General features: G+C 64.7%; 11 protein-coding genes. 5 read left to right on the top strand and 6 right to left on the bottom strand.

What is annotated here, in order from left to right:
* Positions 1-312: 312 nt before the first annotated feature.
* The 3 genes from AB7290_RS41950 to AB7290_RS41940 all read right to left on the bottom strand — a co-directional run bounded on the left by AB7290_RS41950 (position 313) and on the right by AB7290_RS41940 (position 3,547).
* Positions 313-1,188, bottom strand: coding sequence for an acyl-CoA acyltransferase (locus tag AB7290_RS41950; RefSeq protein ID WP_085404032.1), 876 nt, complete (start codon positions 1,186-1,188; stop codon positions 313-315).
* A gap of 95 nt (positions 1,189-1,283) precedes the next feature.
* Positions 1,284-2,264: an amino acid--[acyl-carrier-protein] ligase gene (locus AB7290_RS41945; protein ID WP_028155272.1), complete on the bottom strand. Its 981-nt coding sequence runs from the start codon at positions 2,262-2,264 to the stop codon at positions 1,284-1,286.
* A gap of 65 nt (positions 2,265-2,329) precedes the next feature.
* A complete protein-coding gene (locus tag AB7290_RS41940) occupies positions 2,330-3,547 on the bottom strand; it encodes an acyl-CoA dehydrogenase family protein (RefSeq protein ID WP_085404031.1) in 1,218 nt (405 codons plus the stop codon).
* 358 nt (positions 3,548-3,905) lie between these two features.
* On the opposite strand from AB7290_RS41940, the gene AB7290_RS41935 reads away from it, so the two are divergent.
* From AB7290_RS41935 to mtnA, 3 genes are all read left to right on the top strand, one after another.
* Positions 3,906-4,178: a phosphopantetheine-binding protein gene (locus tag AB7290_RS41935; protein ID WP_014491153.1), complete on the top strand. Its 273-nt coding sequence runs from the start codon at positions 3,906-3,908 to the stop codon at positions 4,176-4,178.
* Between the two features lie 179 nt (positions 4,179-4,357).
* Positions 4,358-5,233: an S-methyl-5'-thioadenosine phosphorylase gene (locus AB7290_RS41930; RefSeq protein ID WP_085404030.1), complete on the top strand. Its 876-nt coding sequence runs from the start codon at positions 4,358-4,360 to the stop codon at positions 5,231-5,233.
* 18 nt (positions 5,234-5,251) lie between these two features.
* A complete protein-coding gene (gene mtnA / locus AB7290_RS41925; protein ID WP_085404029.1) occupies positions 5,252-6,361 on the top strand; it encodes an S-methyl-5-thioribose-1-phosphate isomerase in 1,110 nt (369 codons plus the stop codon).
* A gap of 112 nt (positions 6,362-6,473) precedes the next feature.
* Here mtnA and AB7290_RS41920 read toward each other — a convergent pair whose 3' ends face one another.
* On the bottom strand, positions 6,474-7,109 hold the full coding sequence (locus AB7290_RS41920; protein WP_085404028.1) for an HAD-IA family hydrolase: 636 nt from the start codon (positions 7,107-7,109) through the stop codon (positions 6,474-6,476).
* A 108-nt stretch (positions 7,110-7,217) separates the two neighbouring features.
* Between AB7290_RS41920 and AB7290_RS41915 the strand changes: the two genes are divergently transcribed.
* Together AB7290_RS41915 and AB7290_RS41910 are read left to right on the top strand one after the other, a co-directional pair.
* Positions 7,218-7,976: a S1 family peptidase gene (locus tag AB7290_RS41915; RefSeq protein WP_063980005.1), complete on the top strand. Its 759-nt coding sequence runs from the start codon at positions 7,218-7,220 to the stop codon at positions 7,974-7,976.
* 125 nt (positions 7,977-8,101) lie between these two features.
* Positions 8,102-9,604, top strand: coding sequence for a flavin-containing monooxygenase (locus AB7290_RS41910; protein WP_085404091.1), 1,503 nt, complete (start codon positions 8,102-8,104; stop codon positions 9,602-9,604).
* A 227-nt stretch (positions 9,605-9,831) separates the two neighbouring features.
* Here the strand turns inward: AB7290_RS41910 and AB7290_RS41905 are convergent, their stop codons facing one another.
* Positions 9,832-10,758, bottom strand: a complete 927-nt coding sequence (locus AB7290_RS41905) for a response regulator (RefSeq protein ID WP_014491159.1) — start codon at positions 10,756-10,758, stop codon at positions 9,832-9,834.
* Complete coding sequence (locus AB7290_RS41900) at positions 10,742-14,113, bottom strand: hybrid sensor histidine kinase/response regulator (protein WP_085404027.1); 3,372 nt, start codon at positions 14,111-14,113, stop codon at positions 10,742-10,744. Before AB7290_RS41900 ends, AB7290_RS41905 begins: the two co-directional genes overlap by 17 nt.
* Between the last annotated feature and the right edge of the window lie 57 nt (positions 14,114-14,170).

Genomic DNA, 14,170 nt, shown 5'->3' with positions numbered 1-14,170 from the left:
CAGTAGTTTACGGAGGGTGACTGGGGATGCGGAGCGGCGTGCGCCAAGCGCGCGAATGCCGAGATATCTGCAAGCCAGAGTTGGCCGTAAGCGCACGACAAACTCCGCTGTCGTCCCTGCCTAGTGCGCAATTGCGCACGGGCGCAGGGACCCATAACCCCAGGGAGAAATTTGGCGAAGACTGATCCTGAATGGTCTTCCCGCGGTACCGGCGTCTGGGCTCACAGGTAGATCACGCGGTATGGGTCCCTGCGCCCGTGCGCAATTGCGCACTAGGCAGGGACGACAGCGGATGTTTGGGTCGAGTGTCCCCTACGGCCCGTACAGCACGAGTTCCGTGTCCGTGAGGTCGCCGAGCTGCGGCCGGTGCGGACCCTTGAAATACTTGCGCCCGCGCCGCTCGGTGTAGATGCCGGCGAGGCCGGGAATCGGGCCATTGGAATCGATCGCCACCGAGATCTTGCCGAGTCGCAGCAGCAGCCGGCCGATGCGGCCTGCGCAGGCGGCGTATTCGGCGGCGCTGCGGCAATAGATCAGCTTCATCGCCGGCGGTGCGATGAAGCCGCGGCGGATGCGCACCGGCTGCAGGATGAAGGGGAACGTCCCCTTCGGCGTGCGGCAGACCAGGCTGAGGCAATTGTAGCGGGCATGCCGCGTGAGGAGCTGCGTCTCGTCGTCGGTCAGCCCTTCGATCGTCTTGGCGTGCTGCGAGATGACCTCGATCTTGCTCCAGCGCGGAGGGCGCGCGAGTGCAGGCACGGAGAAGAAGATGCCGTGGCAATAGGCACGAAAGCCCTGCGTCTCGATGATCGGCCAGGTCCACGGCGCCGGGCTGATGTTGAGATAGGTGACATCCTTGTGCCGCTGCGCGATCTTGGTCAGCAGCGGGGCGTAGTTGCGGTAGGCCGGATCGACATACCAGCTCGACAAATTGCACTGGATGGCGGCCTCTTCGCCGTGCTTTCGCGCCGTGTAGATCAGCAGCAGCACGCCGACGGGCGCGCCGTCATTGTCGAGCATGTAGCCGAAGCGCGGATAGCCCTCCGGCACGGGCCGGAAGGCCTGCCGGCGCAGACCCTGGATCCAGTAATTGCGCGAGCGGCCGACGAAGCCGCGCGTCAGCAGGTCCGCGACCGCATCGACGTCGGCCTCGGTGATCTCGCGGCATCGGACCTTGGTGTGGATCACGCTCGTTTTACCCGTGGAAATGGGAGGCCTCGTTCGCTCTATCGTTTCAGCACGATCTATTCGGAAAACCGACCCGCACTTTTCCGGATCATGCTCTAGCGCCAGCCTTCACCATGGGCATCGGCCGTGGCTAACGGCTGCATGCCCATGATCTCCCGCACCTTGGCGGGCCAAGCGGCGAGATCCGTGCCGTGGGTGTGGAACATGGCGACGGCCAGGCGGTCCATGCCGAAGGCGACGCAGCCGGTATGCGCGGGTTCGCCATTGGCGTCCTGGATGCCCCAGGTCGTGCCAAAATGTTCGCGGTGATAGTTGAAGCTCATGCAGGCGGTCGGCTGATCCTCCGAGCGGAGCGGGATCAGGAGCTCGAACTTGAGCTGCTGCTGCTTCTGGCTCACCGCCTTGATCTGGCCGACGCGGCCGAAGAAGGGGTCGCTGGCGTAGTCGACGCGGAAGGTCAGGCCGAGGTCGCGGGCGATCGCCTGCGCGCGCACCATCCAGCGCTCGCGGAAATCGGCGACGTCGTCGGGGCTGCCGATGCAGACATATTCGCGCATCCGGAACGATTGCAGCCGGTCGAGATGTTTCGACGGCTCGCGGCGGAAGCAGTCGGCAGCGACGTCGAAGCGCAGGCCGCCCTTCGGCAAAGGTCCGCGGCTCGCCGCGATCGGATAGACCGGGTAGCACGCGGCGGGCGACAGCACGAGGTCGGCCGGCGAGAGCGATGAAGTCCAGTCGCCGCCGGCATCGAAGCGGCTCACCGCCGCGTTGATCTCGCGTTCGGTGCCGTGCAGGCCGCAGACGCAGCCGAGCAGGTTCGGAAAGCTCTTGAGATAGCCGGATTTCTCGAGCTGGGCCCGGCTCATCACCGGCGGAAAGCGCATGACCTCGGTGCCGGTCTCGCGATGGTTCGTGATCAGCGCGGCCAGCCGCTCGACGACGCCCTCATAGAGCGCGGTGCGGGCGTAAACGCCGTCCGAGCCCATGGGGTGGAACAGCTTGTCGGCGAGATGATCGAGCGGATCTGCGATTTGCGGCGCGGTCTCGGGCGAGCTGGGGAGAACAGCAATGTTCATGTTCGACTTCCTGCTATCTGAAATTGTTCTTTTTGGCCGAAAGGCACGTCAGTCGCGAAGGCTTTCTAGTCTCGAAGGCTTGCCGGAATGCCGCTCATCAGCGTCGAAGTGGCGGCGTTGGCGAGAATGCGGTCGTTGTTGATCATGATCGGCGAGGACAGCACGTCGCGCAGGTGGCGGCCCATGGTGAACTCGCCATCGTTGCGGTAGCCGGAGAGGCCCGCGGTGCGCATCGCATGCATCACGGTCTCGACCGCGAGCTCGGAGGCTTGCACCTTCAACAGCGTGATCGAGGACTGGAAATCGAGCGAGCTCAGCGCGCGCTCGTCATGCTCGGCGCGGGCAAAGGTGTCGACATTGGCTGCGATCAGCGCGCGCAGCTTGGCCAGCGACATCTTCGCGGCAGTGAAATGCGCCGCGGCCGGCGGCATCTGGCCGCCCGAGGTGCGGGCCGCCTTGCGAACGAAAGCCTGAGCACGGGTCACGGCCGCGGCGGCGATGCCGGCCCAGGCCGAGGACCAGCACAGATGCGCGAACGGCGTCATGGTCTGGGCATGGATCTTGTCATAGGATTCCGGGAAGATGCGGTCGGCCGGGCAATCGACCTTCAGCTCGAAGCCGGTCGAGCAGGTGCCGCGCATGCCGAGCGTCTCCCAGCCCTGCGTCTGCTTCAGCGAATAATCGTCCTTGGCGAGCGCCAGCAGAACCTGGTCGGAGGCGGCGGCCTCGGTGGCGCGGCGGGCGATGGTGACGAGGCCGTCGGCCTCCGCACCGTAGGAGATCACGGTGGCGTCGCGCACCAGCGAGACTGCGTCGCCGGCGTGGTCGACTGCCGCGGCGCTGGCGCGAATGTTGCCGCCGTTCTGGCCTTCGGTGGTGGAGGAGGCGAGCAGCCACTGGTCGCGGGCGACCCGGCGCATCATCGTTTCCATCCAGGGGATGCCATGGCCGTGCCTGATGACACAGGCGACCTTGGTCGTGTGCATCGCATAGATCATCGCGGTCGAGGCGCAGGCGCGCCCGAGCGTGTAGCAGATATCGGTGACGTCGTAGATCGAGGCACCGAAGCCGCCGAACTCGACCGGGATCATGACGCCGAGCAGTTTCTGCTCACGCGCGACCTCGAAAGCCTTGTGGGGGAAGCGGGCGCCGCGATCGACCTCGTCCGCATCGGCAGCCGCCGCAGCGGCTGTCCGGGTAGCGCGTTCGATGAGGGAGGGGCCGTGTTCGAGAAAGCTCGTTTGCGTTTCGTCGACAGTGAGGACTGCTTCACGCACGTTCATACTCGTCCGCCTCCGGTTTGCCGTTCAGGATCGCCGGCATCATTCGCGATGCCGTGCAAGCGATCCTCCGACCATTTTGCTTGTGAGACGAGGCTACGGATTTAATTCAAATTCGTCGATGAAATAGAGGGTAAACAAAGCCAAATTCCGAACGAACAGTTAAGTTCGGGTTGTTTGCATCACCGACAATTCCGCGGTCGCGTTAGGGATCTGGAAGAACTCGGAATTCCAGACAATCTGAGTCATCGTTTACTAAGAAAGGCGAAGTAATGGTGGCGCCCATTGTGGGATCGGCCCGTCGCGCCCATCGTAGCCGGCAACCGGTCCGACCGTTGAATAGACAGATGGGAATTTACCGATGCAGGCCTTCGATACCGACGTGCGCGATCGCATCATCAAGCTGGTGAAGGGCATCCTCGAGCAGAACTCGCTCACCGCGGACATCACACCACAGGCGAAGCTCGTCGATGCGGGTCTGACCTCGATGGACATGGTCAATCTGATGCTCGGCGTCGAAGCCGAGTTCGACTTCACCATCCCGCAGTCCGAGATCACGCCCGAGAATTTCCAGTCGGTCGAGACGCTGGAGCGGATGGTCGCGACCCAGCTGCAGCTGGCGGCGGCGGCCTAATTAGACGTACCTATCACTCCCCGGGTCGTCCCTGCGAACGTCGGGGACGACACTGAGAGCGAGGCGAGCACTCCAGGCTCCTCACAGCACCGGCATCGCCCCACCGCCCCCGTTTCAAAATCGCCGCAAAACTGGCATAGCTTAACCATGTCGCACATAGCTGACAGGGTGGAGCAGGCATGACGCAGGCGGTATTGGGCATCATTGGTGGCTCCGGCATCTACGATCTGCCGGGTCTCGAGGGCGCGCGCGAAGAAGTGATCAAGAGCCCCTGGGGCGAGCCGTCGGCCCCTCTGCGGCGCGGCTCGATTGCCGGCCTGCCGATCGTGTTCCTGCCGCGGCACGACAAGGGTCACCGGCTCTCGCCCTCCGACATCAATTATCGCGCCAACATCGATGTTCTGAAGCGGGCCGGCGTCACCGACTTGATCTCGCTCTCGGCCTGCGGCTCGTTCAGGGAGGAGCTGTCACCCGGCACCTTCGTTCTCGTCGACCAGTTCGTCGATCGCACCCACAAGCGCGAGAGCTCGTTCTTCGGCAGGGGATGCGTCGCGCATGTGTCGATGGCGCATCCGGTCTCGCCGCGCCTGCGCATCCATCTTGCGGCGGCAGCTGAAGCCGAGGGCATCGCGTTTGCGCGCGGCGGCACCTATGTCTGCATGGAGGGGCCGCAATTCTCCACCTACGCGGAAAGCATGACCTACAAGACATCGGGCTATTCCGTGATCGGCATGACCAACATGCCCGAGGCGAAGCTCGCGCGTGAGGCGGAGATCTGCTACGCCACGGTCGCGATGGTGACGGATTTCGACTGCTGGCATCCCGACCACGACGCCGTCACCGTCCAGGACATCATCCGCGTGCTGACCTCGAACGCCGACAAGGCGAAGGCGCTGGTGGCGCGGCTCGCGACGGATTTTCCGCGCGAGCACGAGCCGTGCCCGATCGGTTCGGACCGCGCGCTCGACACCGCGTTGATCACGGCGCCCGAGGCGCGCGATCCCGAGCTCTTGAAGAAGCTCGATGCGGTGGCCGGGCGCATCCTGCGGGCGTGATACGAAAGGCAGAATGCCATGAAGGTTGACGGCAAGCATTTCCGCAGCATCTGGCGCGAGCGCGATGGCTGGTCGGTCGGCGCGATCGACCAGCGCCGCCTGCCGCATGAGTTCGTCATCGCGAAGCTGACTTCATGCGAAGACGCTGCGGTCGCCATTCGCGACATGCTGGTGCGCGGCGCGCCGCTGATTGGTGCAACCGCGGCCTACGGCATGGCGCTCGCCATGCGCGAGGACTCATCCGACGCTGGCCTCAAGCGCGCCTATGACACGCTGGTCGTGGCGCGGCCGACCGCGATCAATCTGAAATGGGCGCTGGACGAGATGCGCACGGCGCTCGCCCCGGTCGATCCGGTTGAACGGGCGGAGGCGGCCTATGCGCGCGCCGACGAGATCGTCGAGCAGGACGTCGAGATCAACCGCGGCATCGCCGGCAACGGCTTGAAGCTGATCGAGGCGATCGTCGCAAGGAAGAAGCCGGGCGAGACGGTCAACGTGCTGACCCATTGCAATGCCGGCTGGCTTGCCACCGTCGACTGGGGCACCGCGACGGCGCCGATCTATCTGGCGCATGAGCGTGGCATCAAGATCCATGTCTGGGTCGATGAGACCCGTCCGCGCAACCAGGGCGCCTCGCTCACGGCCTGGGAGCTCGGTCATCACGGCGTGCCGCACACGGTGATCCCCGACAACACCGGCGGGCACCTGATGCAGCACGGCATGGTCGACCTCGCCATCGTCGGCACCGACCGCGTCGCCGCCAATGGCGATGTCTGCAACAAGATCGGCACATATCTGAAGGCGCTTGCAGCACACGACAACGGCGTGCCGTTCTATGTCGCACTGCCGTCGCCGACGATCGATTTCGCCGTTGATGACGGCATCCGCGACATTCCGATCGAGCAGCGCAGCGGCACGGAGGTGACCGACATGACCGGCCGCACCGCGGATGGCCGGCTGGAGACGGTGCGCATCGTGCCGGAGGGCTCGCCGGTCGCGAATTACGCGTTCGACGTGACGCCGGCGCGGCTGGTCACTGGTCTCATCACCGAGCGCGGTGTGCTGAAGCCGGATAGAGCATCGCTGGCGGCTGCCTTTCCGGAGCGGATCGCCGCCGCGGCGGAATAGGCTGCCGTAAGGTGGGCAAAGGCGCGAAAGCGCCGTGCCCACCATCTGCTTGTGGTGGGCACGCTCCGCTTTGCCCACCCTACGGCTTCGTGCCTCGCAACGATGAGCCAGCCTACCCCAACTTCAGCCCCGTCGCCGCCTCAAGCTCCGCAATCGCCTGCGCCCCACTCGCCACCTTGATCGTGGTCATGCCCATCTCGCGCGCGGGTTTTAGATTGACGCCGAGATCGTCGAGATAGACGCACTTCTTCGGATCGACCTTCAGCGTCTCGACCATCATCCTGTAGATGCGCGGGTCGGGCTTGCGCAAGCCGATCTTGGCGGATTCGACGACGTGGTCGAACAGAACCATCACCTCGGCGATGTAGAGTGAGCGCCCGGTCATGCTGCCGATCGCGTTGGCAGGCAGATTGTTGGTGATGCAGCCGGTCTTGAATTGCGCCTTGATGCGCTTGAGGGCCTCGACCATCTCGGGACGCAGATCGCCCTGAAGCAGCGGCAGCACGTCGCGGCCGCGCACCTCCGCGCCGAGCGCGCGAGATTCCTCGGCGAAAAGCTTGTCGAAGGTGTCGATATCGACCTCGGCCCGCTCGAACTTGGCCCAGGCGTTTTCCAGATGATTGGCGGCGTTGGTGCGCCGGATGATGTCGACGGGGAGACCGCGCTCGGTCTCGTACCGCGCGAACGCCTCGAACGGCGAGCTCGTCAGCACGCCGCCAAAATCAAAGATCACAGCCTCGATCGTCAAGATCCCGCCCTCGTCAATTCCTTCCCAAGAGCGCTAGCATGCGCTATCGGCAAGGGCCAGTCTGAAGCAATCCCGCCGTCACCGATGCTGACGCCAAGGCGTGTTCCCATGAAGAAGCTTGCAACCCTCATCGCAGCCGCGCTGCTGCTCGCCACGCCCGCACACGCCATCGTCGGCGGCGGCACGCCGCAGGCCGATGGTGTCGCGCGCGCGGTCGTCACCATCGTCGGCTCGCGGGGCAATTTCTGCACCGGCAGCCTGATCGCCCCGAAGGTCGTGCTGACGGTTGCCCACTGTGTGCAGCCCGGCGCGGACTACAAGATCGTCGATCGCGGCGCTGACGGTGCGCCGCAATTGCTGAACGTGCGCACCGTCGCGATCCATCCCAACTTCAACATGCAGGCAATGCAGGCGCACCGCGCCACCGCGGACGTGGCATTGTTGCAACTGGAAATTCCACTCAAGGGAAAATCGACGGTGTCGGTCGGTGCGCCGACTATTCCAATCCAGGTTGGCAGCCGCTTCGTCATCGCCGGTATCGGCGTCACCGTCCGTGGCGACGGCAAGAGCGGCGGCGCGACGCGCGTCGCCGGGCTCGTGGCCACGGGCCAGCCCGGCACGTTCCAGATCCGGCTGGTCGATCCCGTAACCAACGGTGTTCGCGACGGAATTGGCGCCTGCACCGGCGATTCCGGCGGTCCGGTGTTCGAGGACAAGCCGAACGGCCCGGTGCTTGTCGGCGTCATCAGCTGGTCCACGGGGCCGAACGGCGCCGCCGGCTGCGGCGGATTGACCGGCGTCACGCCGCTCACGCTCTATCGCGACTGGATTTTGCAGACCGCGCGGAGCTGGGGTGCGGCGTTATAGTTTGACCGCGAATTGATCTATGTCATTTTGAAGTGGAAGCGCGATGGGTGACCATGCCCGTCGCGGAGGAAACGCGCCGTCCGGTCAAGGGCGGCCACAAAAACAAGCAAGGCATAGAAGCAACAATGAATGTCGCTGTCCGCAGTCACGCCACAACCAAGCAGGCCTCTGAACATTTCGACGTGCTGATCGTCGGTGCCGGCATCTCCGGCATCGGCAGCGCCTATCACATCGAAAAGCAGCTTCCCGGCACGAGCTACGTCATCCTGGAGACGCAGGCGACGTTCGGCGGCACGTGGAGCACGCATCGCTATCCCGGCATTCGCTCGGACAGCGATCTCCATACCTTCGGCTACAGTTTCAAGCCCTGGGTCGGACCGCCGATCGCGACCGCCGAGGAAATCCTCGCCTACATGAACGAGGTGATCGACGACAACGATATCGCCCGACACATCCGCTACAAGCACCAGATCAATTCCGCGAGCTGGTCGAGCGAGCAAAATCTCTGGACCATCGAGGCGACAACGACCGACACCGGCGAGGCGAAAACGTTCACCGCCAACTTCCTCTGGATGTGCCAGGGCTATTATCGCCATTCCGAAGGCTACACGCCGGAATGGAAGGGCATGGACCGCTTCAAGGGCCGCATCGTCCATCCGCAGAGCTGGCCCGACGATATCGACCTCGTGAACAAGAAGGTCGTCGTGATCGGCTCCGGCGCGACCGCGGCGACGCTGGTGCCGAACATCGCCGACGCCTGCGCGCATGTCACCATGTTGCAGCGCTCGCCGACCTATTTCCGGCTCGGCCGCAACGCCATCGAGATCGCCGAGGAGCTGCGCCGGCTTCAGGTCGACGAGGAATGGATCCACGAGATCGTCCGCCGCAAAATATTGTTCGAGCAGGATGCTTTCACAAAGCTCTGCATTGCCAAGCCGGAGCAGGTGAAGAAGGATTTGATCGACCAGATCCGCGCGGTTCTCGGGCCGGACTACGACGTCGAGACGCATTTCACGCCGACCTACCGGCCGTGGCGGCAGCGTATCGCCTTTGTGCCCGACGCCGATCTGTTCAAGGGCATCGCCAGCGGCAAGGCCTCCGTCGTCACCGATGAGATCGAATGTTTCGTCGAGAACGGCATCCAGCTCAAGTCCGGCAAGCTGCTGGAAGCCGACGTCGTCGTCACCGCAACCGGCTTCAATCTTGCGGCGCTCGGTGACATCGCCTTCGAGATCGACGGCAAGCCGCTCGCCTTCGGCGACACCGTGACCTATCGCGGCATGATGTTCACGGGCGTGCCGAACATGGTCTGGGTGTTCGGCTATTTCCGTGCGAGCTGGACGCTGCGCGTCGACGTCGTCGCCGATTTCGTCTGCCGGCTGCTCGGCCACATGAAGGCCAAGGGCACGAAGAAGGTCGAAGTCAGGCTGCGGCCTGAGGACCACAACATGCCGATCCTGCCCTGGATCGATCCGGAAAACTTCAATCCCGGCTACATCATGCGCAACATGGACCTGCTCCCCAAGCGCGGCGACAAGCCGGAATGGCAGCACAGCCAGGATTACTGGACCGAGAAGGACGAGATCCCGAAGACGGATCTGGACGACGGAGCGTTTGTTTACGGGTGAGGGGCCGTCGGAGTAGGGAACGTTAGAAGCCCCCCACACTCGGCTGTCGTCCCGGGGCGCGGAAGCGAGCCCGGGACCCATACTCCCAGGCAGTGGTCATAGGGTTGGCTGGTCACTCCGAGTCTTCACCAAACCACTTCCTGTGGTTATGGGTCCCGGGCTCGCTTCGCGCCCCGGGACGACACTGTTGGTTGGGTGAACGGCGCACCAACTCATCTGCAGTGCTGCTACGAATTCCTTCGCGTCGCATTCGTTGCAATCGCGGCCGCCGCGGTCCGGTTCTCCACGCCGAGCTTGGCGTAGATCTGCTCCAGGTGCTTGTCCACGGTGCGCGGGCTCAAGCCCAGGATCTGCGCGATATCGCGGTTGGTCTTGCCCTTGCTGAGCCAGGCCAGCACTTCGCCCTCGCGGGTGGTGAGGCCGAGCTCGCTGGTGAATTCGGGTGGCAGCGCAGTGCCGGACTCCTTGGACAGCCGCAGCAGGAACTCGTTCGGCGCGGTCTCGCCCATGTAGTAGAGCCGCAGTTGCGGATTGTCGGGCAGGGGAGCCGCCTGCGACTTCGAGCTGCCCTTGTCCTTCGCCTGCTCCAGCCATTGCAGGAGTGATGGCGGCAGGACGAAGTCGTCGGCCTGCGCGCCATGATGATCGGCCAGCAGTTTTTGCGCCTGCGGGGTGGCCCAGAGCACGTGGCCCTGGCGGTTGACCGCGAACAGGAAGCGGCCGGAGACGTCGAGCGCGGCACGCGCGCTCTGGGTCAGGCGGGCGTTGCCGAGATGGACGCGGATGCGCGCCAGCATCTCCTCGATCACAATCGGTTTTGTCACGTAGTCGACGCCGCCGGCCTCCAGCCCGCGCACGATGTGCTCGGTCTCGGCGAGGCCCGTCATGAAGATCACGGGCACGTTGGCAACGCCCGCATCGCGCTTGAGCCGGCGGCAGGTCTCGAATCCGTCCATGCCGGGCATCACGGCGTCCAGCAGCACGATGTCGGGCGTGATCTGGTCGACGATGCGCATCGCGGCCGCGCCGTCGAGCGCCACCATCACCGTCATCCCGGCGCCGTCGAGCGCGTCGGTGAGCAGCCGCAGCGTCTCCGGGGAGTCATCGACAACGAGCGCGACATCGCGCTTCCTCGACTCAATGCTCATGCGCATGCAACGTCTTCAATGTGGCCATGTACCGGTCGAGATCGAAGCGGTCGACCAGCGACCGCATTTCCGCGACGAAGTCGGCATGCTCGGGGTGCTCGCTGCCGATCTCGTCCAGCTTCAACTGGATGCCCTTGACGTAGCCGATCTGGCCCAGCCCCATCAGCGCCTCGATGTGCCGCACCGGTGGCCTTGATCCGCTCTCGAGCCGCCAGAACGGCACCGCGATCTGGTCCGAGCCGTACTGCCATTCGATCTTCAGGAGCTGACGGATCGTCTCCAGCAGCCGCGGGATGTCGATCGGCTTCATCAGATAGCCGTCGTGGAAGGGCTGCGCCAGCGGCGCGCCGTGAGCCTCCAGCGCGCTCGCCGACACCATCAGGATGCGCGCCTGGTGGTGGCCGCTCGTGCGCAAGGCCTCCGCGACGGCCCAGCCGTCCATGGCAGGCATCGAGATGTCGAGCAGGAACAGGTCGGGCCGGCAATGCTGCGCCAGCGCGAGGCATCCTGGCCCATCGGGTGCACTGAGCAGGATGAAGCCGAGCGGCGCCAGCACCTCGCGCAGGAGGTCGCGATGCACGGGGTCGTCGTCGGTGATGAGGATGGTCTTGCGTGCGCCCCGATAGCCGGAGACCGGCGCCTCTACCGGCGCGATGCGCAGCGGATTGGCGACTTCCGATAGCAGGATCTTGACCTTGAAGGTGCTCCCGGCGCCAACCGTGCTCAGGACCTTGATGTCGCCGCCCATGACGCCGGCGAGCAGCCGGCTGATGGTCAGGCCCAGCCCGGTGCCGGTCTGCGGCTGCGAGACGCCGAGCGCGCCACGCTCGAAGGGCGCAAAGATGCGTTCGAGGTCGTCGCCCTGGATGCCGGGGCCGGTGTCGATCACTTCGAACTCGGCAACGGGGCTGCGATAGTGCACGACGAACTGCACGCTGCCGGTCTGGGTGAACTTGATCGCGTTGGAGAGCAGGTTGATCAGCACCTGGCGGAGCCGCTTCTCGTCGGCGTAGACCACGACCGGCAAATGCGCCGGCCGCCTGAACACGAAGTCGATGCCCTTGGCGGCGGCCTGGAGACGGAACATGCCGACGAGCTGGTCGAGGAATTCGCTCAGGCGCACTTCGTCGCGCGACAGATACAGCCGTCCCGCCTCGATCTTGGAAATATCAAGAATGCCGTCGATCAGGCCGGAGAGGTGATCGGCACTGCGGCGAACCACGCGGACCTGGTCGCGCGGCTTGGTGTTGAGCGTTGCGTCCTGCTCCAGGAGCTGGGCATAGCCGCTGATCGCATTCAGCGGCGAGCGCAGCTCGTGGCTCAGCCCCACCACGTAGCGACTCTTGGCGAGGTTGGCAGATTCGGCGACCTCCTTGGCGCGCTGAAGCTCGGCGTCGGTGCGCTTGTGCGCGTCGATCTCCTGGATCAGCAGCGTCGTCTGCCGCCGCGTCTCGGCCTCGGCGGCGCGACGGCTCTGCTGCGCCAGCACGAACAGCCAGGCCACAACGCCGATGATGATGCTGAGCGAGAAGAACACCTTCCAGAGCACGTTCGAGACGAGCAAATTCTCGCCCGGCACGCTCGCCGAGGTCTGAAGATAGATCAGTCCCAGCACCAGCGCGACGAGGCCGGCGGAGACCACGAAGACGCCGATATAGTGGCCGAACTGCGAGTTGATCCGCCGGTAGATCGGTTCGGGAAGAATCTTGCCGAGCGCGTCGGCGAACTGCACCTGCGCCCGCGCATGCGGCTTGCAGAGGTCGTGGCAGCGTGCATCGAGCGAGCAGCACAGCGAGCAGATCGGGCCGGCGTAAGCGGGGCAGGACGTCATGTCCTCCGGCTCGAAACTGTGCTCGCAGATACAGCACTGGATCGACTCGATGTTGGCCCAGCTCCGCTTCGGCTTGCGCGCGATGTAGTACTTTCCGTCGGTGAGCCAGGCGATGACAGGCGCGGTGACGAAGGCGACCGTCAGCGCGACGAAGGCGGCGAGCGCCTTCATGGTCGGGCCGAACAGGCCGTAGAACGCCGCGATCGAGACGATGGTCGCGATCGTCATGGCGCCGACACCGACCGGATTGATGTCGTAGAGATGGGCGCGCTTGAACTCCATCTGCGGCGGGCGCAGGCCGAGCGGCTTGTTGACGACGAGATCGGCGACGAGCGCGCCGACCCAGGCGATCGCGACATTGGAATAGAGCGCCAGCGTCTGCTCCAGCGCCTTGTAGACGCCGATCTCCATCAACAGCAGCGCCACCATCACGTTGAACACCAGCCAGACCACCCGGCCGGGATGGCTGTGCGTCAGACGCGAGAAGAAGTTCGACCAGGCGATCGAGCCGGCATAGGCGTTGGTGACGTTGATCTTGAGCTGCGACAGGATCACGAACATGCCGGTGAGCGCCAGCGCCAGGTCCGGCTGCGACAGCACGTAGCGAAACGCTTCGAGATACATGTGCGCGGGCTCGGCCGCCAGCTCGCCCGAGAGGCCGTGGCTCAGCGCGAAGAAGGCGAGAAAGGAGCCCAGTAACAATTTCAGTGCGCCGAAGATGATCCAGCCCGGGCCCGCGATCAGCAGGGCGATCCACCACGACGTTCGCGACGTGCGGCGGTCGCGCGGCAGAAACCGGAGGAAGTCGACCTGCTCGCCGACCTGCGCCACCAGCGAGAACACCACGGAGGATGCGACACCGAACAGCAGCAGATCGAAATGCCCGCTCGGGTCGCCATGCTCGCCGGCGAACTTGCGCCACTCCGTAAACGAGTAAGGGTTGGCCCAGGCGATCGCGGCGAAGGGCAGGATGTGCAGGATGATCCAGATCGGCTGCGTCCAGAGCTGGAAGCGGCTGATCAGCGTGATGCCGTAGGTCACGAGCGGAATGATCGCCACTGCGCTGATGAGGTAGCCGATCGGGCGCGGAATGCCGAAGCACATCTCCAGCGCCGTTGCCAGGATCACCGCCTCGATGGCGAAGAAGATGAAGGTGAAGGAGGCGTAGATCAACGAGGTGACGGTCGAGCCGATATAGCCGAAGCCGGCGCCGCGGGTGAGCAGGTCAATGTCGATGCCGCATTTGGCTGCGTAATAGGCAATCGGCACGCCGCAGAAGAAGATGATGGTGGAGACAACGAGGATCGCGGCGCTGGCGTTGGTGACGCCGTAGTTCAGCGTGATGGTGCCGCCGATCGCTTCCAGCGCCAGAAAGGAGATGGCGCCGAGTGCAGTGTTGGCGACACGGGCGGCAGACCAGCGGCGCGCGCTCTTGGCGGTGAAGCGCAGCGCGTAGTCTTCCAGCGTCTGGTTGGCGACCCACTGGTTGTACTGGCGCCTGACGCGGTCTATTCGCTGCCGCCCTGCCACTCGTTACCCCACTCCCGATACGTCCCAGAGCCCTCGCAAATTCCGTACCAGAAGCCT

Origin of the sequence: Bradyrhizobium sp. 613_E4_N2_2 (genome assembly GCF_052075995.1) — a bacterium.
Classification (GTDB): Bacteria; Pseudomonadota; Alphaproteobacteria; order Rhizobiales; family Xanthobacteraceae; genus Bradyrhizobium; species Bradyrhizobium barranii.
This window is presented reverse-complemented; position numbering and strand designations above follow the sequence as displayed.